Annotated in this window: 17 protein-coding genes; 8 read left to right on the plus strand and 9 right to left on the minus strand. The window is 50.8% G+C overall.

Annotation, left to right across the window (positions count from 1 at the left end; all coding sequences use genetic code 11):
• Window positions 1-78: 78 nt before the first annotated feature.
• The 4 genes from J1C60_RS09535 to J1C60_RS09550 all read left to right on the plus strand — a co-directional run bounded on the left by J1C60_RS09535 (window position 79) and on the right by J1C60_RS09550 (window position 7151).
• The gene (locus J1C60_RS09535) at window positions 79-750 is read left to right on the plus strand and encodes a response regulator transcription factor (protein ID WP_128174352.1); all 672 of its coding nucleotides are present in this window, start codon (window positions 79-81) and stop codon (window positions 748-750) included.
• Complete coding sequence (locus tag J1C60_RS09540) at window positions 747-4244, plus strand: ATP-binding protein (RefSeq protein WP_128174350.1); 3498 nt, start codon at window positions 747-749, stop codon at window positions 4242-4244. The genes J1C60_RS09535 and J1C60_RS09540 overlap by 4 nt, the downstream gene beginning before the upstream one ends.
• A gap of 104 nt (window positions 4245-4348) precedes the next feature.
• Window positions 4349-4792, plus strand: a complete 444-nt coding sequence (locus J1C60_RS09545; RefSeq protein ID WP_128174348.1) for a DUF1090 domain-containing protein — start codon at window positions 4349-4351, stop codon at window positions 4790-4792.
• Between the two features lie 166 nt (window positions 4793-4958).
• On the plus strand, window positions 4959-7151 hold the full coding sequence (locus J1C60_RS09550) for a fimbria/pilus outer membrane usher protein (RefSeq protein ID WP_259393833.1): 2193 nt from the start codon (window positions 4959-4961) through the stop codon (window positions 7149-7151).
• Between the two features lie 37 nt (window positions 7152-7188).
• Here the strand turns inward: J1C60_RS09550 and pdxY are convergent, their stop codons facing one another.
• The 5 genes from pdxY to anmK all read right to left on the minus strand — a co-directional run bounded on the left by pdxY (window position 7189) and on the right by anmK (window position 11893).
• Window positions 7189-8049 carry a pyridoxal kinase PdxY gene (gene pdxY / locus J1C60_RS09555; protein WP_128174344.1) on the minus strand — a complete coding sequence of 287 codons (861 nt, stop codon included), beginning with the start codon at window positions 8047-8049 and terminating at the stop codon, window positions 7189-7191.
• Window positions 8050-8172: 123 nt separating this feature from the next.
• A complete protein-coding gene (gene tyrS / locus J1C60_RS09560) occupies window positions 8173-9447 on the minus strand; it encodes a tyrosine--tRNA ligase (protein WP_128174342.1) in 1275 nt (424 codons plus the stop codon).
• A 250-nt stretch (window positions 9448-9697) separates the two neighbouring features.
• Window positions 9698-10354 carry a pyridoxamine 5'-phosphate oxidase gene (gene pdxH, locus J1C60_RS09565; protein ID WP_128174340.1) on the minus strand — a complete coding sequence of 219 codons (657 nt, stop codon included), beginning with the start codon at window positions 10352-10354 and terminating at the stop codon, window positions 9698-9700.
• A gap of 69 nt (window positions 10355-10423) precedes the next feature.
• On the minus strand, window positions 10424-10744 hold the full coding sequence (locus J1C60_RS09570) for an MliC family protein (protein WP_128174338.1): 321 nt from the start codon (window positions 10742-10744) through the stop codon (window positions 10424-10426).
• Between the two features lie 36 nt (window positions 10745-10780).
• Window positions 10781-11893: an anhydro-N-acetylmuramic acid kinase gene (anmK, locus tag J1C60_RS09575; protein ID WP_128174336.1), complete on the minus strand. Its 1113-nt coding sequence runs from the start codon at window positions 11891-11893 to the stop codon at window positions 10781-10783.
• A gap of 396 nt (window positions 11894-12289) precedes the next feature.
• Here anmK and J1C60_RS09580 point away from each other — a divergent pair, with 396 nt between their 5' ends.
• Window positions 12290-12757, plus strand: coding sequence for an outer membrane lipoprotein (locus tag J1C60_RS09580; protein ID WP_128174335.1), 468 nt, complete (start codon window positions 12290-12292; stop codon window positions 12755-12757).
• Between the two features lie 60 nt (window positions 12758-12817).
• Here J1C60_RS09580 and slyA read toward each other — a convergent pair whose 3' ends face one another.
• Complete coding sequence (gene slyA, locus J1C60_RS09585; protein WP_164877252.1) at window positions 12818-13261, minus strand: transcriptional regulator SlyA; 444 nt, start codon at window positions 13259-13261, stop codon at window positions 12818-12820.
• 149 nt (window positions 13262-13410) lie between these two features.
• Here slyA and J1C60_RS09590 point away from each other — a divergent pair, with 149 nt between their 5' ends.
• Genes J1C60_RS09590 through J1C60_RS09600 form a run of 3 tightly spaced genes read left to right on the plus strand, consistent with a single transcriptional unit; the run spans window position 13411 to window position 16539 of the window.
• The gene (locus J1C60_RS09590) at window positions 13411-13647 is read left to right on the plus strand and encodes a DUF1656 domain-containing protein (RefSeq protein ID WP_128174331.1); all 237 of its coding nucleotides are present in this window, start codon (window positions 13411-13413) and stop codon (window positions 13645-13647) included.
• 4 nt (window positions 13648-13651) lie between these two features.
• Window positions 13652-14509 carry an efflux RND transporter periplasmic adaptor subunit gene (locus tag J1C60_RS09595; RefSeq protein WP_128174329.1) on the plus strand — a complete coding sequence of 286 codons (858 nt, stop codon included), beginning with the start codon at window positions 13652-13654 and terminating at the stop codon, window positions 14507-14509.
• A gap of 8 nt (window positions 14510-14517) precedes the next feature.
• A complete protein-coding gene (locus J1C60_RS09600) occupies window positions 14518-16539 on the plus strand; it encodes an FUSC family protein (RefSeq protein ID WP_128174328.1) in 2022 nt (673 codons plus the stop codon).
• Between the two features lie 4 nt (window positions 16540-16543).
• On the opposite strand, the gene sodC is transcribed toward J1C60_RS09600, so the two are convergent.
• From sodC to J1C60_RS09615, 3 genes are all read right to left on the minus strand, one after another.
• Window positions 16544-17065, minus strand: coding sequence for a superoxide dismutase family protein (gene sodC, locus J1C60_RS09605; protein ID WP_128174326.1), 522 nt, complete (start codon window positions 17063-17065; stop codon window positions 16544-16546).
• Window positions 17066-17380: 315 nt separating this feature from the next.
• Window positions 17381-18277: an aldo/keto reductase gene (locus tag J1C60_RS09610; RefSeq protein ID WP_128174324.1), complete on the minus strand. Its 897-nt coding sequence runs from the start codon at window positions 18275-18277 to the stop codon at window positions 17381-17383.
• A 73-nt stretch (window positions 18278-18350) separates the two neighbouring features.
• Window positions 18351-18590, minus strand: a complete 240-nt coding sequence (locus J1C60_RS09615) for a DUF1289 domain-containing protein (RefSeq protein ID WP_128174322.1) — start codon at window positions 18588-18590, stop codon at window positions 18351-18353.
• Between the last annotated feature and the right edge of the window lie 257 nt (window positions 18591-18847).

The raw sequence follows: 18847 nt of genomic DNA on the forward strand, positions 1-18847 counted from the left end.
CCCCCTGTAACAGTATTGCGTTAAAACACGGAAAACAGGCCTGTCTTATTGGGCCTGTTTTTTTTGTGTGGTAAATGGATGGGCAGGAACGTTCCCAGCCACAACGAGAAGCCACACATTATGTATCACGCCCTGATCGTCGACGATCACCCTGCTATCTGCTTTGCCCTGAAATCCTTTTTGACCAATAACTTACAATTTGAGGTCAATACCGCCGCCGATGGTATACGGGCAATGTCCATGATTAAAATGCAAAAAACCGATATCGTGCTGCTCGATATTGCCCTGGCAAAAATGGATGGCATGGAAACACTGTCCCGGATCAAGCAATTTGATAGCAACATTAAAGTGGTGATCCTGACCGGGCAGCCAGCGGAACAATATGCGCTACGCACCTTACGCGCGGGTGCGGAAGGATTTATCAGTAAAGATGTAGACTTAACCCATATCGGACTGATATGTCAGCAAATTATAGATGGGTACAGCTATTTCCCCTCTTTTTGTGTCCGAACACTGGCAAACGAACCTCTTGACACCAGCGAAAGTGCCCCGCTGGATAAACTTTCCAATAGAGAGATGGCTGTACTACGCTATCTCATTGAAGGAAAAAGTAATAAAGAGATCGGTGAACTGCTGCTGCTGAGCAATAAAACCATCAGCACCTACAAAACCCGTCTGTTTGAAAAAACCGGTTGCCAGAACGTTGATGAATTAAAACGACTGCTAGGCGATCCGGAGCTGACGGGATGAAAACGCTTTTGATCGCATTTTTGCTGCTGGGTTGCTGCATGGCGCATGCCGATGTTGAAGCGCCAAAGAAACTCAATTTGCTGGCCCGTAGCCAACTTACCCTCCCCGATCCTGTATTGAGTAACGAGGAGTGGGCATGGTTACGCAAAAAAAGGGTCCTGCGCCTGGGCGCGTGGGCGCCTAACACCCCCCCATTTGATATTACCTCAGGTACGCAAGATTACGGCGGGATCAGCGCAGACTACCTCGGGGCGATCGCCTGGAATCTCAACATCAAGGTTGACGTTTATTACTTTGCCAACGCTGATGAAGCAATGGCGGCACTTAAGGCGAACAACATTGACCTTATTGCACATGCTTCCACAGCAGAAGCACAGGCTGGGCTGCTATTAAGCGATCCCTACGTTAATAACACCGTCGCGTTAGTCAGCAACAATAATCCGCAGGCAAAAAGCGCTAAAAAGCTCAAAGTCACGATTACCGAGAACTATCGCGACGATGCGCAGCTAAAGCCATATTATGCCAATGCAGATATCATTAACTTTTCAACGCAGCGCCATGCGCTGGAGGCGCTCTCATTTCATCAAATCGATCTCTACATTGGTGATGCCACCACCGCTCAATATTTGATCAATCAATCCAACCTGAGTGACCTGAGCCTGTCCCCGTTGCATCAGTTGGAACAACGCGGTTTCTCTTTTGCGACGACGCAGAATAATACCTTGTTGATCCGCATCCTGAACAAAGCACTACAGGTGATACCCGAAAATATTCGCGCCGATATTTCACGCCGCTGGAGCGGAGGTATACCCCTCTCCTCGGGCGACAGACACCTGGTTTTTACTTCGCTGGAACAGAAATGGATTGCTGAACACCCTGAGATTACCGTTGCCGTCGCCGAGGATATGGCCCCACTAAATTTTTTTGACAGCGACGGTAAACTTTATGGGATCACGGCTGATGTCCTGGCGGCGATTGAGAGTCGGATTGGGATACGTTTCACCATTGAACGTCAGAGCACGCTGCAGGAAGCGCTAAAAACCACGCGCTCGGGCAGCACGGGGATCATCGCCGGAATCACCTTTGATAGCGTCTGGCCTAATAACTTACTCACCACCCGCTCGTATCTTTTCAACTCATGGGTGATGGTCGGGAAGAAAAACAGTCGTGCCTCAACATTACCGAAAGTCGTGGCTGTTCTGGCCGGGCAGTATCCAATCAAGGATGCCGCTACTGACTTGCACGATGCAAATATCCTGCAGGCAAAAAACTATCGGGAAGGATTGGAATGGGTAAAAGAAGGCCGCGCAGAGCGCATGATTCTGCCACTCACTAACGCCAAATTTATGGTGAGCCACTATTTCCACGATTCCCTCCGTATTGTCTCCAGCTTCGATAGTGACCCGGCACGCTTTGTGCTGGCCGTTTCCGAGCGGGACTATCCGTTGGTTACTATTCTTGATAAAGCCATTCTCAATATTTTACCGGAAGATCTGCATGCCATGACCCGCAATGGCTACGCGCTAGTGAATCTTCCGGATGAAGACAATAGTGGCGTGGAAGAGATGCAGGTGGCCTCGGTCTGGCGCAACACGAGTTTTGTGCTCCTTGCCCTGCTACTCCTGTTTATCCTCTATCAATTTTGGCGTTACCGGCAGCGTAATCAGCTACGACAACGTGACTGGCAAACGCTGATCGATGCTATCCCGGCACCGGTTTACCTGGCAGATGCAACTGGCCAAATCGTCGTCGCTAACCCACCGTTGCTGACTGCCCTTCAGCGTGCCAGACCTGAAGTTTTGGGACAACGTATACCCGAACTGTTAGCAGCCTTACAGGACGCCACTGCGACCTCGTCTCAATACACCGGTCACCCCAGAGCACTAAAACGCTGGCAGGCACCATTAGATAGCGGTTCAGCCTTGATTTCGTCAGGTTATATCGGCGGTTGGCTGGATATGACCGATAACCAGCGTCGTATTAACGCGTTACGGCAGGCAAAGCGAAGCGCCGATCAAGCCAGCCACGCGAAAAGTCAATTTCTGGCAACCATGAGTCACGAAATTCGTACGCCGATGAGCGCGATCGCGGGCATTCTGGAACTGGTGCTGCGCCGTAATGAAATCACATCCAATATCAATGCGATCCGGCTTGCACATCAATCCGCGCAGTCCTTGCTGATTTTGATTGGCGATATTCTTGATATCGCACGCATTGAATCGGAACGGCTGGTGTTAAACCCGGAACGTGCCAATATCTATGCGCTGGTTGAATCCGTGGCAGCGCTGTTTGACGGTCTGGCGCGGCAGAAATCGCTACAGTTTCGCCTGGAAATCGCTACCGATGCCAATGTCGATGTGCTGATCGACCCATTACGCTTTAAGCAAATTTTGTCCAATGTGCTGAGTAACGCAATTAAGTTTACCACTCAGGGACAGATCAGCCTGCGCGTCAGCACCGAATCTCATGATGCTTCGTCGCTTAATCTGCTTCTGGTCGTACAGGATAGCGGCTGCGGCATTGATCAGGCAACGCAGGCCCGGTTGTTCAAACGCTTCGAACAAGCACAGGGCACCCCCAGCCTTCAGGGCAGCGGTCTGGGTCTATATATTTGTAAAACGCTGTCGGCGATGATGGGCGGTGATATTACTCTGCAGAGTGAAGCTGGCATCGGTACCGAAGTCACCGTACGGTTGCGACTGCCCGAGCTGGCCCGGCTGGACTCGCCGTTAATCATCCACTCGGCTGCGGCCCCCCCGCCCACGCCACTACAAATTTTGATTGTTGAAGATAACCCTGCCAGTAGGATGCTGCTTAATGAGCAACTTTGCTTTCTTGGCCACCAAACGCAAGCAGCCAGTCAGGGTATTCAGGCACTGGCGCTGCTTGACCAGCAGGATTTCGATTTAATGATAACCGACTGCAATATGCCTGAGATGGACGGCTACGCGCTCACGCGCCTTGTTCGTCAACGCGAGCAGAAAACACCGCCCCTCATCATCTGGGGACTCACCGCTAACGCTTTGCCTGAAGCCGTTGATAGCTGTCTTGCTTCCGGTATGGATGCCTGTCTGTTCAAGCCCATCGGTTTGGATCAATTGGCGGAAAAGTTGACAAGAGTCAGCTGCCGGACATCCCCGCAGCAGTGGCACTATTTTTCACCACAACAAATTGCAGCTGAGTTAAAAACACCCGCAAACCTCCCTACTTTTATTAGGTTACAGATAGATGAGCTTGAGGCAGGACGCAATGCGATGACGAGTTGGTTAGACCAGCAGGATGATAATCAATTGAAGGCGGCACTGCATAAACTGCGCGGCGGCATTACGCTGATTGGCGCTCAGCAATTGATCGCCTGCTGTCTACAGGCAGAACAGGATCCGCAGCCGGCCGGGATCGTGGCATTAATTAAGATGTCAGACGCTCTTGAGCAGGAACTGACGCGCTGGCGCGCGCGGACTACATCCGTATCGGAACATCCTACAGCACAGTAAGGAAAAGCGCCTATGGCGCAGGGAAACCTAAATTATTTACAGTATGTACAGCAGGGGAGCCAACGCGCTTTCCCGTTTACATAACCTAGTCCAAGGAGTGACTGATGAAAAAATTAACTAAACTTGCCATCCTTCCGCTGTTAATGACCCTCGGTTCAACCGCATTTACCGTCGCCCAGGCTTCAGGTAATGACTGCTCAGCGAAACGTGCTGCAATCGAAAATCAAATCCGTCAGGCTGAGCGCTATGGCAATCACTATAAAGTAGACGGACTGCGTAAAGCGTTAGCTGAACTGAACGCACACTGCACCAACGACGGTCTGGTACGTGATGCGCAGAAAAAAGTAACCAAGCTGGAAGGTAAACTGGCGGATAAACAACGTGATGTTCGTGAAGTTCAGGCTGACCTGCGCGAAGCTCAGGCGCGTCACAACTACCAGAAAATTTCCAAGTATGAGAAAAAACTGGCTGAAAAACGTAACGATGTAAACAAAATCCAGGCAGAGCTGAATGCCGCTCGCGCTGAGTTAGCCGGTTTACGCCGCTAATGCATGATGGCGGGCCGTTTACGGCCCGCTTCAGTTAATTACGATCTTGCTTGTACGCTCGGGCATACGGGATTTGATGTGCCGCCAGTCGCCCGCACGTTTCAGGGTCGATCTATTTTCTTTGATAACCTGCGTTATCAGCAGACTGAGTGACCGTTTACTGATGATGAATGTTTCGCGTTACGCTTTTTCTCTCCTCATAATTTTCACTTTCTCCGCTTCCGCCACATCGCATCACGTCTGGGTTATCCTGAATAATCTTTATAAAGGGCGGATAGCGATGGAGATAACTCGTGATGTTCCCTGCCTGCGTCAGCCGCTGCTGGAAGAATGGGGGGTGCGAGCCGAAGCCACAGAAAAAATGACGTGGGATGAGAAAGGTTGCCTGAGTGCCGAAACGCTAAAGCAGCAAAATATTCGTTACTTTTATGATGACAAGGCGCGCATTGTTACCTTGTTATTTCCGCCCGCGTTTATTTCAGCAAAACAAAACGGTATCAGCACCAGCCGCTGGGATGACGGTATCAACGCTGCGTTTATCAATTACCATATGAACTATACCAATCAACAAGGCGCGAGATACGCTTATAACGACAATAATGAGAGCGCCTTTGCTGATTTTGATTCCGGTGCAAACTGGGGCCCCTGGCGCCTGCGTTATCAAAATAGTTTCTGGAAAGATAACTTCGGGCAACACGGCTCTTACACGCGCAATGGCTATCTGATGCGCGATATTCGGCGCCTGCGCGGACGTTTGACGCTTGGCTACGCAGATTCACCCTCAACCCTTTTCGATAGCGTTCCATTTCGTGGCGTCATGCTGGCAACGGATGATGGGATGTTACCTGATACCTGGCGCAATTTTTCGCCCTTGATTAAAGGCGTGGCACACAGCAATGCCGAAGTGACGTTACGTCAAGCCGGGATTGTAATTTACCAAACATTCGTTGCCCCGGGTCCATTCGAGTTAAAAGAGATTTATCCTCCCTCAGCCAACGGCGATTTAGAGATCACCGTCAAAGAGAGTGACGGCAGTGAAACCACTCGTCTGTTGCCTTATGCATCCATGCCGAACCTGACGCATCAGGGCCACTATAGCTATCAGATACTCACCGGTAAATATCGTGCTGACCGTAATACCACACAGGATGAGCCAAGCTTTGGTCAGGCTACGCTAACTTATGGTTTTCCCGCCGGTATTTCGCTCTATGCCGGAGGGATCAATGCCGATCCTTACCGAGGTTATGCACTCGGTATGGGCAAAAACCTCAATAATTGGGGTGCACTCTCTCTGGATGTGACACATTCACAGGCCAGCAATCCGCGTCACACGGTTCCCGATCGTGGTGAAATGTATCGCCTGCGTTATGCGAAAGCCTTTATCGGCACCAATACCAATGTTAATTTTCAGTTACGCTATTTCCCGGCAAAACAACGCTACCGCACGCTGAGAGAGACGATTCAACAACAAAAAATTTGGGCGTGGGATTTTGATGATGAGGGGCAATTCATTGGTGATGAGGACGCGGAAAAACGTTTGCGCTGGGAGCTCAACCTTAATCAAAATTTGTCGGATAATGCCAGTCTGTTTATCAACGCCGCTCAACAGCGCTACCGTCAGCATGGCGGTCTTGAGAATAACTTTCAATTAGGTTATCAGGATACGCGTAACGACATTGATTATAATATTTATCTCAGCCACAGCCGTTATCCAGGCGATGCTGCTCAGACTTCACTCAATTTTTCATTGAGTATACCCTTCTCGACGTTCACCGAGTCGAGTTTTCGTCATCTGAAACTCGATATCGATCAGACGCTGGCTAAAAACGATGTGAACTCGCGCACGGCATCGATCAGCGGAACCGCTCTGGAGGACTACAGCCTGAGCTATCAGGTAAGTGGCATACACAGTTCACAGAATAGCGATGAACTGGACGCAACGCTGGGATATAGCTATAACGCTGGTGAAATAGCGCTGGGCGTGGCGAAAGGGGCTACCGTGCAGCAATACAATGCGGATATCAGTGGCAGCGTGCTAATTCATAGTGACGGTGTCACGTTTGGCCAGCAGTTAGGCGAAACCATGGCGCTTGTGGAGCTTCCCAATATGCCCAATGTGGGTATTGATAATCAGTTTGGGGTAACTACGGATAAACGCGGATTTGCGCTGGTCAGCTATTTAACGCCGTACCGTGTTAATCATTTGACACTTGATACTTACTCTTTACCTGAAGACATTATGCTTCCTCAGCCAGAAGCCGAAGTCGTCCCCACGCGTGGTGCCATTGTTTTCGCCCGTTTCCTGCCACCAGAGCCCGTAGCCGAACAGGAAACAACAGATAAACCAAATGACTTTTAGCCGTATCCCTTACGAGCGACGGCTCCCAAAACCATTCTTATAACTTGATCGCTTGAAAATGATGCAAAGGCTGAGCAATTTCATTTTGCGCTGCCACCAGTTGCAGTTCGTACTCGCCCATTTGATGCGTTTTTAACATCACTTCATATACTGCTGCGGTAACGTGCTCAAGCGCGTGCTGCAGGGATGCACCATGCAACAGGTTCACCAGCAGTAAACCGCTGGTCAGATCGCCCACGCCAACCGGTTGACGCACGCCAAAATCCACCAGCGGGCGACTGATGTGAAATGCCTCATCGGCAGTAACCAGCAGCATTTCAAAACGATCGCTGCGGTAACCCGCACGCGCCAGGTGTTTTACCAGTACCACTTTCGGCCCACGCGCAATCAATTCACGTGCTGCAATAACCGCGTCATCAACACTACCCAGCGTTTTGCCACTTAGCATCTCCAGCTCAAGCAAGTTTGGGGCAATAATATCGCTGGCTGGTAATGCTGACTCACAATGAAATGTCGCAACGCCCGGCGCCACAATGCAGCCTTTTTCCGGATGCCCCATAACAGGATCGCAGAAATACCATGCATCAGGGTTTGCCGTTTTTACCTGTTTGACAATCTCCAGAATGTGTTCTCCCTGCTCGGCCGAGCCCAGGTAACCACTCAAGACAGCATCACAGGTTTTCAGACGATCGATATCAGCAATCCCTTTAACAATATCAGTGAGATGCGAAGCTGGCATCACCGCGCCGGTCCAGTGCCCATACTGTGTATGATTTGAGAACTGAACGGTATTAAGCGGCCACACATTTGCCCCCATTCGGCGCATAGGAAATTCTGACGCACTGTTACCGGCATGGCCAAACACAACGTGGGACTGAATAGAAAGAATATTTTTCATGGTGATGGGACCTGCTGCACCTGACTACCAATAAAATGGGCCGGTAAACCGGCCCTGAGTTGCCCGTATTATCTGAGCGTAAATCACCGCAGTGCATTTCTTACCGCGTAAATACCGTTGCCGTTATTTCCAGCACGCCAGACAGTAGTGTTTTTTACCGCGGCGAAGTAGCGTGAAACGGCCAAATAGTTTGTCAACTTGATTAAAACGATATTCGGCATCAGATTGTTTTTCGCCATTCACGGTGACCGCATTCGAGCCAATCATGGTGCGCGCCTGCCCGCGAGACGGGACCAACTCCGCGTTGACCAGCGCCTGTTGCAGGTCGTCTTCCGCTGTCAGCATAATGGTCGGCATACCGTCCTGCGCCAGCTGCTCGAAGTCTGCCTCAGTCATATCGGTCAATGAACCAGAAAACAGGCTCTGTGTGATGCGTTTAGCTGCCGTCAGGCCGTTCTCGCCATGCACCAACTTTGTGACCTGTTCAGCCAGCACGTATTGCGCACGTGGAGCCTTACCGCTGGTTTTGTCTTCCTCTTCCAGTGCAGCGATCTCTTCAACGCTCATAAAAGTGAAAAACTTCAGGAAACGATATACATCCGCATCAGCGGTATTAATCCAGAACTGGTAAAATTTGTATGGGCTGGTTTTCTTCGCATCCAGCCACACCGCACCGCCTTCGGTTTTGCCGAACTTCGTCCCATCAGATTTGGTGATTAACGGTACGGTCAAACCAAAGACTTGATTTTGATGCAAACGGCGGGTTAAGTCGATGCCGGACGTGATGTTGCCCCACTGGTCGGAACCCCCAATCTGCAACACAACATCATGGCGCTCATTGAGGCAGGCAAAGTCATAGCCTTGCAGCAGGTTATAAGAGAATTCGGTAAAAGAGATGCCCTGATCGTCACGGTTCAGACGTTGCTTCACCGCCTCTTTATTAATCATTTGATTAACAGAGAAATGCTTACCAATATCACGCAGGAAGGTCAGAACGTTCATGCTGCCAAACCAGTCGTAGTTATTGGCGGCAATCGCGCTGTTGCTGCCGCAATCAAAATCAAGGAACGGTGCAACTTGCTTACGGATTTTATCAACCCATTCGTTTACCGTTTCTGCGGTATTCAGCTTACGTTCGGCTGCTTTGAAGCTAGGATCGCCAATCATTCCCGTCGCACCACCAACCAGTGCAACCGGCTTGTGGCCGGCATCCTGAAAACGCTTCAGGCAAAGCAATGGCACCAGATGGCCCAAATGCAAGCTGTCGGCAGTCGGATCGAAACCGCAATAGAGACCGATTGGCCCCTGCGCCAGTCGTGCTGCTAACGCGTCTTCATCCGTTACCTGGGCAACTAAGCCCCGCTCTTGCAATTGTTGAATCAGGTTACTGCTGGCCATCAAAGACTCCATGTAGAAACGTCTGCACCTGGGCCGGTACACAGCTTTCCGCTTTGGTGCGGAGAAAAATAAGGGATCACCCCGGGTTTATTCGAGTTGCGGGACGCAGCCAACACCATCCGGCTCCGGAAGTTCTCTGCAGAGCCGGGTTGCAAACTGGAACCCACTTAAACGCAACCGGAAATAAACGGCGTATAGAATAAAACGCCGACGCATTCAGTGCCAGCGCTTAAGGGGATATTTCATCCATTCAGGGCGCTAACCGGTCGATTTTCCAACCTTCAGCTAAACGCTGGTAAAAGAAACGGTCATGCAAGCGGTGCTCACCACCTTGCCAAAACTCCATCGAGTCGATTTTCACACGAAAGCCCCCCCAAAAACTGGGCAACGGCACCTCACCCTGCTGAAATTTTTGCTTAAGTTCGAGAAATTTACTCTCCAGTACGCCTCGTGCTGAAATACGGCTCGATTGTTTCGAAACCCAGGCACCAATCTGGCTATCGCGTGGGCGACTGTGAAAATAGCGCAGGACTTCCAATGTCGATAATTTTTCTACACTACCGGCAACCATGACCTGACGCTCCAGCATATGCCATGGAAATAGCAGGCTGATGCGGGGATTGTTTTCTAACTGCCGAGCCTTACGGCTGCCAAGATTGGTATAAAATACCATTCCTTTTTCATCGTAGTGCTTAAGCAGCACAATACGCTGCCACGGCTGCCCGTTTTCATCAACGGTCGCAACGGACATAGCGGTAGGATCGGGCAACTGCGCGTCGCACGCCTGACGTAACCAACGCTCAAAGAGCGACAGCGGTTCATCAGGAAGATCGTTACGCCGCAACCCACCCCGCGTATATTCACGGCGCAGATGGGCAATTTGTTGCAAATTATCGCTTTCGGTCATGGGGCTGACTTCTGAAAAAAATAATAAGGTGACACCATTGTGCGCCTCACCCTGATGAACTTCAATGACTTAACCGGCTGATTGTCGCTGACAATCATTAACGATAATTTTGTCATTACGCTGAATAAAAGCGGCATCCCCTTTAGACCAGAATACATAGTTGCCATCGGTATAGCGGCTACCGGAAGCGGCAACGACCTGTTTAAGCTTCAACGGTGTGCCATCCATAATAAAACTAACCTGCTGGCGGCTATTGTCCTGAGTCACCGTCAGGGGCATTGTGCCGCAGAGATAATGCAACGTCTGAACCTCTTCGTGCGATTGGGATGACATCAATCCACAGCCCGAAAGAGTAAGCACCACCGCGCCAATCGCCAGTTGTTTCTTCATTCTGTGCTCCTTATTGGTTTCCCCGCCAGAAGACGCTCAGCTTCGACTTGCAGGATAAATTGCACCCAATACACTTGCGCACCGGGCACCGGTTACCGAAGGCAAATTACCGGGTTGCCCGGAGAGTGTACGATAAGCCAGCCATGCGAAGGCCAGCGCCTCCATATCATCACCGCTGATGCCGACCTGATCGGTCATCATCACTTCGGTGCCAGCTAAGTGCGTGGAAAGGCGTGCCATTAACACCGGGTTACGCCGCCCTCCACCACAGACCAGCAGACGTTCGCATCCTCCGCTTAGCATCACCTGTTCGGCAACCGATATCGCTGTCAGTTCCACCAGTGTCGTCTGGACATCCTGTGGCGATAGCCCAGGAAAACGCTGTAACTGTTTTTCGACCCAGCTAAGATTGAAATACTCGCGCCCCGTACTTTTCGGTGCCGGCAGCGAAAACCATGGGTCGGCCAGCATCGAGTGTAATAGGGGCAAAACCACACTGCCGCCGCTGGCCCATTCGCCATCATTATCGTATGTTTTGCCCTGCTGACGCCAAATCCAGGCATCCACCAGCATGTTGCCAGGTCCGGTGTCATAGCCCCGAACAGGCGTCCCCGGAATGAGCAGCGATAAATTGGCGATACCGCCAATATTCAGGACCATCCGCCGTTCATCCGGATGCATCAGCAGCGCATGATGGAATGCCGGAACCAGTGGTGCGCCCTGCCCGCCTAGTGCCATATCACGGCGTCGGAAATCACCGACGACGGTAATACCACTGGCAGCAGCGATCTGGTTGTTATCTCCAATTTGCAGGGTGTTCGGCGCATCACTTTGCGGTTCATGCCAGACAGTTTGCCCGTGACAGCCTATCGCCGTAACGTCATCAGGCTCCAGCCTGTGTTGACTCAGCATCGCTAATACAGCTTCAGCAAAAAGCTTACCCAATCGCGTATCCAACTGGCCTAGCTGAGAAAGCGTGAGGTTTTGTCCCTGGCAAATCGCCAGGATCGCCTGCCGAATATCGAGGGGGATAGGATGGCAGTAACTTGCCTGCTGCACGACCATTTCTTCATTAATTGCTGCCAAAACCACATCAATACCATCGAGGCTCGTACCGGACATCACACCTATATAACGCCCTGATTTCATTTGATTGCCTTACTTCCATCTTGGAAGGGAGAGATGATTCCCTTCAGCCTGGCAAAATTACTCCTGTAATTCTATGATTAATTGCTATTTTTGACCTGTCCAACACTTTTCATCACAGCCGATTTTTATGGGACGATTGAATTATTGTTTACTTCAGATGGTCTATGCTGCGTCATTGTCTGTTTTCGACTAGAATCGGAAACAGACCGATGCCACTTATGCAGAAATAACTTGATGTTATAGCCGGCGGATGTGTCCCAATGTGCTGACTGATATCAGCACGTTGGGTAAAATGGATGCGGCTAACACCGCTGCAATCTTAAGTAAGCAGGGTATAATGAAGTTATCGACGGCTGCACCTTCTGCGCAGCACAAGCAATTAAAGGAGCTTCAACAATGATTAAGCATTTACTTATCGTGGCATTAGCGGGGATGACGCTGGCAGGATGTACCAATACCGACACGCTTTCCGGTGATGTTTATAGCGCGAATGAAGCTAAACAGGTACAAAGCGTCACTTACGGTACGCTCGTTTCCGTCCGTCCGGTTAAAATCCAGGGCGGCGATGAAAGCAATGTCATCGGCGCTATTGGTGGTGCAGTGCTGGGTGGATTCCTCGGGAATACCATCGGTGGTGGTGCCGGACGCAGTCTGGCCACTGCGGGTGGCGCTGTGCTTGGTGGTGTAGCAGGCCAGGGCGTACAAGGTGCGATAAACAAAGCCGATGGCGTTGAGCTTGAAATCCGCAAAGACGACGGCAATACCATTCTGGTCGTGCAGAAACAGGCGGCAAGCCGCTATGCGGTTGGCCAGCGTGTAATGATGGCTTCAAACGGCAGCCAGGTGACCGTCTCCCCTCGCTAATACCCTCCGTTACCTTTTAAAACCGGCAGCATTCCGTGCTAGCCGGTTTTTTTATGGCATTCATTCGTCTTTATTTTGTAGTTCAAGGATGTTTTTCTCAAGGCGAGCGATCAATGTCACCAACTGTTTGACTTCCTGATCGGAAATTCCCGATAAGATATCATCACGGGTTGCGTCAATAACGTGCTCAACTTCACTGATGATAGGTTCAGACTCTTTGGTCAATTTGATACGTTTAGCACGTCGGTCATTGGTACAAATACAACGGGTAATCAACCCCTTCTCTTCCAACTGATCCAGCGTGCGTACCAACGACGGTTGTTCAATACCAATCGCCTTAGCCAGCTGGATCTGCGACTGCTCTGGCGGCAACTGATGGATGTTATGCAGCGTAACCCAGTGAGTTTGCGTCAATTCCAGCGGTTTAAGCCGCTGATCTATCAAAGCGCGCCAAATGCGCACTAAACGTGCCAGATCCGTTCCTAGTGGCGTGTCCAATTTCATCTCCTTATAATTAGCTTGCTACCTATCAAGCTTGATTCTAGACTATATTGCGAGTTTACAGGACAAAATACAAATTCATGAGACATGATTCTTAAGAAGATGTATTTACTTTCGGGTATGATTTAACCCGCAATAAAGGATGATGATTCGTGGCAACAACGCTAATAAGCTCCGCTGCTCCCCTCACCGACTTAGTTTTTGGCGCATCGCTGTTTTTTCCTCCCATTTTTAAAGCGGTACTGCTGGGATTCTTTATCTGGCTATTGTTGCATCCTCTCCTACGAGGTTGGCTCTACTCCGGTGAAATCTGGCATCCTACATTAATGGATCTTTCTCTGTTTGTGCTTTGTGTCAGTGTCTCCTTGTGGTGGATTAGTCGCGGATAAATTTATGAGACTGAATAGCTTAAAATATTTTTCTACCGTGATTGTTTTCGCTGCTGCGCTGTGTGCTGGCTGGTGGTTGTGGAATTACTATATGCAATCACCGTGGACGCGTGATGGTAAGGTCAGGGCTGAACTGGTCGATATTACGTCTCAGGTTTCGGGGCGAATTACTCAGTTGCAGGTTAAAGATAATCAATTCGTACGAAAAGGTAGCCTGCTCTTCACCCTTGACGACGAGCCATACCGCATTGCCTTGCTTAATGCACAGGCGCAGCTCAGCAAAGCACAGGCAGACCTGGCCAAAGCTCAGCATGAGGCCGCGCGTCGGCGCGGTTTGCCGCATAACGTTATCTCCGCCGAGGATTTGGACGCCGCTAACCTGAACGCCAATTCAATGGCTGCCTCTGAAAAAGCGGCACAGGCAATGCTGGAACAGGCGCAGTGGAATCTACAACAAACACATGTCTATGCGCCTGTTGACGGCTGGATAACCAATCTATCCCTGCGTCCTGGTAACTACGCAACCAGCGGTTCACCAGTTTTTGCGTTGGTTGATAGCCATTCCTTTTATATTGTTGGTTACTTTGAAGAGACCAAACTACGGCATATTCGTCAGGGTGCCAGAGCAGATATCGTCTTGTACAGCAACGACCGGCGACTGGAAGGGAAAGTGGAAAGCATTGGTCGTGCAATTTACGATCAAAGTGTAGAAACGGACAGCGGTCTGGTCCCTGATATCAAACCGAATGTTCCGTGGGTTCGCCTGGCCCAACGCGTACCGGTACGCATTGCATTGACGCAGGTACCTGAGGCTGTGCCGCTGGTTGCAGGTACAACAGCCACCGTCACTATCCTGCCGTAGTCGCGCCGATGAATCTCAACTGGCTGGAATGGAAGCAGCTCCCCTGGTTCAAAGCGACCGGGGGCCAATGGCGTTATGCCCTTCGTAACACGATTGCCATGTGCCTGGCATTAAGTATCGCCTACGCGCTCGATCTGGATGAGCCCTACTGGGCAATGACCTCCGCGGCGGTTGTTAGCTTTCCTACAGTAGGTGGTGTGATAGGCAAGAGTCTGGGGCGGATTGCCGGGAGCTTACTGGGCGCGGGCGCGGCGTTATTGATTGCCGGACACACGCTCAATGAACCCTGGTTATTCACCCTGACTATCGCCGGGTGGCTGGCGCTGTGTACCTGGATTTCAAATCACTATCAAAATAATGTGGCTTACGCTTTCTCGCTTTCCGGTTATACCGCTGCCATTATCGCTTTCAGCATGGTTAACGTCACGGATATTGGCAGCCTGTGGGAAATTACTCAGGCGCGCGTTTGCGAAGTCATTTCGGGGATTCTTTGCGGTGGCTTTATGATGATGGTGCTACCAAGCACCTCAGATGGTGAGACGCTGATCGCCTCGCTGAACGATATGCACGGGAAAATTCTGCAGCACGCCAGTTTGTTACTGCAAAAGGAGACGACCGAGAATATTCGCACGGCGCACGAAAAGGTCATTAGCCAGATTCTGACGATGAACCTACTGCGTATTCAGGCCTTCTGGAGCCACTACCGATTCCGACGGCAGAACAATGTGCTTAATTATATCCTGCATCAACAATTGCGATTGACCAGCGTTATATCCAGCCTGCGCCGGATGCTTGTGAACTGGCCTGACCCGCCTGAAGTTCTGTTCAGCGCCCTGCAACAGTTGCTGATCGAGTTGTCACGCAGCGATTGTGATAAGTATCGTCTGGCGCGTATCTTACAAAATGCCGCGCCGGGCGTGGAGGGTGACTACCGCCATCGCGCATTTTGGCATCGCCTGCGTTATTTTTGCTGGATGTACCTTAATTTGAGTCGCTGGCTACGTCAGTTTTCCCGGGCTGATGCCACTGTGCGTCTTTCGCCACCGCCGGTCGCCGCGCTGGCTCGCCACACCGATAGCGCAGAGGCCAGTTGGAGTGCGCTTCGTACTTTTTGCGTCATTGTCCTGGGCTGTACCTTCTGGATTAACACCCAGTGGGATGCAGGCAGCTCCGCACTTACCCTCACTGCCATCAGCTGTGTGCTTTACTCTTCAGCACCCTCGCCAACTAGCAGTACAACGCTACTATTAAAAACGCTTCTGCTGCTTTCAGTTTTTAGTTTTATGATGAAATTCGGCGTGATGGTTCAAATCGATCGGCTATGGCAGTTTTTAATCCTGCTCTTTCCGCTGTTAATCACGCTACAGCTGTTTAAGTTGCAGCAAAAAGCGCGGGCGGGCCTGTGGGGACAGTTTATTGTATTTATGGGCTCATTTCTGGCTGTGACCAACCCTCCGGTCTATGACTATCAGAGTTTCCTGAATGATAATCTGGCGAAGGTCTGTGGCGTTTTGCTCGCCTGGCTGGCGTTTCAAATTCTGCGCCCCAGTTCAGATAAGCGTAAAAGTCGACGCAATATCCGCGCGCTACGTCGCGAGTTTCTTGACCAGCTCGGACGCCGACCACAGCTTAGCGAAAGCCGATTTGAGTCAAAGATTTATCACCGAATTAGTCAGTTAAATAACAGCCGGGATGAGCACGCCCGCGTTTGGCTCCTGCGCTGGGGGGTGGTATTGCTTAACTGCTCACATATCGTCTGGCAGTTGCGTGACTGGCACGCTACGTCGCCAGCGTTGGCAAATATCCGTGATGCCAGCCTGCGAGGACTGCACCAGATTATCAGCGAGCGCGGCGTCCATCATTCATCACTTGATGAAACGCTTGATGCGCTACAAAGCATGATTGACGCCCTGCTCGCCGGACACGATAGCGGTGCCCAGGAGCTGGCAGGCATACTATGGCGTCTGTTCTGCTCATTATCACAATTAAAGCAGGCGCTGCCAGCAAGCGCGCAAGCCAGCAGTACTTAAGTCGTTATTTGATAACCCCGCAGGCGAAGCGCGCACCGCCACCGCCAAGAGGCTTGGGGTGATCGGCGTGATTATCACCACCCGCATGCACCATTAACGCTTTATTGGAGATTTCAGACAGTTTTTTGATGCGCGGAGCCAGTAGTGGATAGGTTGCCATTCCATCTGAGGTCACAAATAGTGCGGGAAGATCGCCTGCATGGCCATCCTGATAGGGGCCAAGATGCTTACCACTATTTTGTGGGTCGAAATGTCCTCCCGCCGCCCCTGCTGCCGTCATGTTGCCGTCGGTCATCGCGGGTTCGCAACTCCCTTTCGCATGGACGTGAAACCCATGAATGCCGGGGGGAAGCGAATTAAGATGCGGAGTAAACATCAGGCCATACTCGGTTTCATCAATCCTGACGCTACCGAGAGACTGCCCGATACCCTGTTCGGTTACACTATGTAATTCAACGATTTGACTCGCGGCCTGCGCGGAGCCCCATACCAGCAATGCAGCGGCTGCTAAACCATAACCTTTCATCCCAACTCCTTTGAATGCTATCGAAATCGTTTACGTAGAGCCTACCCGCCGAAAGTCTTTATTACTGGCAATGTGCACGCGGACAGCGCGTAATAAACTAAAGCACAAAGCAAGCACGGCGGTTTCGCACTATCCGACGGCAGAAGAGCTAATAAAATAGCGGATAGAAGCGACTTTAAGCCTGGACGTAATGTCGACGCCCTGCTGGATAAAAGGTTAGTTTTGCGTTAAAGCTCACTTTTTAGGTTTAAAAGCGGTTATTCGCGGGTACCTGCCGTCCCTGGCCGCAGACCACAACCGTGTTATTGCAGAGTATCAGGGGACATCATAACCAAGGGCTGCTTTACGGATGCGAAACCATTGCTGCCGCGATAGGCTGATTTCCGTTGAGCGCAATGCCGCACGGACGCGTTCAATTTTGCCGGAGCCGATAATGGGTAGCGGCTGGGAAGGCAGGCGCATGACCCACGCATAGACTACCTGTTCAATATTGTCCGCTCCCGTCTCCTGCATTACCGCGCTAAGTTCGTCACGCAGCGGCTGGTAAGCATCATCGCTAAAAAGCCGACCTCCGCCAAGGCAGGACCACGCCATCGGCTTAATACGTGCCTGTTGGCACTGATCGAGCGTACCATCCAGTATTAGCGGCTGATGCAGTGGAGAAATTTCCAGTTGATTCGTCACCAGGCCAAACGGTAACCGTGATTGCAGTAGTGAAAACTGCCCCGGTGTAAAATTAGACACACCCAGGTGCTTAACTTTGCCACTCTGATGTAGCTCAATAAAGGCTTCCGCCACGTCATCCGCATCCATCAGCGGGTCGGGACGGTGGATCAGTAAAAGATCGAGATAATCTGTATTAAAATAACGCAGGGAATTTTCAGCGCTGGCGATGATATGTGATTTTTCGGTAATGTAATGACCAATTTTGTTCTCAGGGTTGGCTTTGGTCGCGATACCGCATTTCGTTACGAGCTCAAGCCGCTGGCGCAACGCTGGCGCAAGACGCAACGCTTTGCCAAACTCGGCTTCACACTGGTAATCACCATAAATGTCAGCATGATCGACGGTCGTTACACCCAGCTCAAGATGCTGTTCAATAAAGGTCACCAGTTGTTGCGGCGTCATGCCCCACTCCATCAAACGCCAATAACCCATAATCAGTCGCGAGAACATGGGGCCCTGCGGCGCAATTGATAAACGTTGTAACATGTTTTTATTCTCCATATCGGCCATAAGCCGTTGAACAAGAATCTATTATTGAGGGTACGTTGCAGATTTGATATCAGAATAGTGAGGGTTGGTCCGGATCATCCTGCACGGCGTTTTTGCCACCGCGCTGAAGACGCTGAAAACGTTGACGACACAAACGCAAAACCTCACGTTTTTGTGCATCACTGAATTTGATCCAGTTAAAGCGCTCATCGCGACTGCGCATGCAACCGCGGCAATAGCCACGCTCGTCAGACTGGCATATCCCCCGGCACGGACTGGGAACCGGGAAAAACTCAAGCTGTTCGGCCACCGGATTTCCTCAAACACATCAACAGGCTTTATTGAATAGTGCTTATTCCCTGGCCGCAACCCCTGATGCAGCAATTTTGTGAAAATAGCCACGTCAACTCTTCATTATCTGCGTATTTCCCAGAAAGCGAGCGTCATTGATAGGTTTTGCTGTAGGCGACCTCTCGCTGGTTACTCTCACTATTAACAGGCGCACGGTGTTTAATCCAGATTAAGGTTTAGCTAAGCTTTTTTCATTATGCTGACGTCCACTCCATC

This window comes from [Pantoea] beijingensis (genome assembly GCF_022647505.1).
Taxonomy (GTDB): domain Bacteria; phylum Pseudomonadota; class Gammaproteobacteria; order Enterobacterales; family Enterobacteriaceae; genus Erwinia; species Erwinia beijingensis.

What these genes read in the sequence shown, in the direction of transcription:
- pdxY (WP_128174344.1), bottom strand. Translation starts at nt 8,049, where the DNA reads ATGAAAAATATTCTTTCTATTCAGTCCCACGTTGTGTTTGGCCATGCC.
- sodC (WP_128174326.1), bottom strand. Translation starts at nt 17,065, where the DNA reads ATGAAAGGTTATGGTTTAGCAGCCGCTGCATTGCTGGTATGGGGCTCC.
- pdxH (WP_128174340.1), bottom strand. Translation starts at nt 10,354, where the DNA reads ATGACCGAAAGCGATAATTTGCAACAAATTGCCCATCTGCGCCGTGAA.
- J1C60_RS09540 (WP_128174350.1), top strand. Translation starts at nt 747, where the DNA reads ATGAAAACGCTTTTGATCGCATTTTTGCTGCTGGGTTGCTGCATGGCG.
- tyrS (WP_128174342.1), bottom strand. Translation starts at nt 9,447, where the DNA reads ATGGCCAGCAGTAACCTGATTCAACAATTGCAAGAGCGGGGCTTAGTT.
- J1C60_RS09545 (WP_128174348.1), top strand. Translation starts at nt 4,349, where the DNA reads ATGAAAAAATTAACTAAACTTGCCATCCTTCCGCTGTTAATGACCCTC.
- anmK (WP_128174336.1), bottom strand. Translation starts at nt 11,893, where the DNA reads ATGAAATCAGGGCGTTATATAGGTGTGATGTCCGGTACGAGCCTCGAT.
- slyA (WP_164877252.1), bottom strand. Translation starts at nt 13,261, where the DNA reads ATGAAATTGGACACGCCACTAGGAACGGATCTGGCACGTTTAGTGCGC.
- J1C60_RS09610 (WP_128174324.1), bottom strand. Translation starts at nt 18,277, where the DNA reads ATGTTACAACGTTTATCAATTGCGCCGCAGGGCCCCATGTTCTCGCGA.
- J1C60_RS09600 (WP_128174328.1), top strand. Translation starts at nt 14,518, where the DNA reads ATGAATCTCAACTGGCTGGAATGGAAGCAGCTCCCCTGGTTCAAAGCG.
- J1C60_RS09535 (WP_128174352.1), top strand. Translation starts at nt 79, where the DNA reads ATGGGCAGGAACGTTCCCAGCCACAACGAGAAGCCACACATTATGTAT.
- J1C60_RS09550 (WP_259393833.1), top strand. Translation starts at nt 4,959, where the DNA reads ATGAATGTTTCGCGTTACGCTTTTTCTCTCCTCATAATTTTCACTTTC.
- J1C60_RS09570 (WP_128174338.1), bottom strand. Translation starts at nt 10,744, where the DNA reads ATGAAGAAACAACTGGCGATTGGCGCGGTGGTGCTTACTCTTTCGGGC.
- J1C60_RS09595 (WP_128174329.1), top strand. Translation starts at nt 13,652, where the DNA reads ATGAGACTGAATAGCTTAAAATATTTTTCTACCGTGATTGTTTTCGCT.
- J1C60_RS09580 (WP_128174335.1), top strand. Translation starts at nt 12,290, where the DNA reads ATGATTAAGCATTTACTTATCGTGGCATTAGCGGGGATGACGCTGGCA.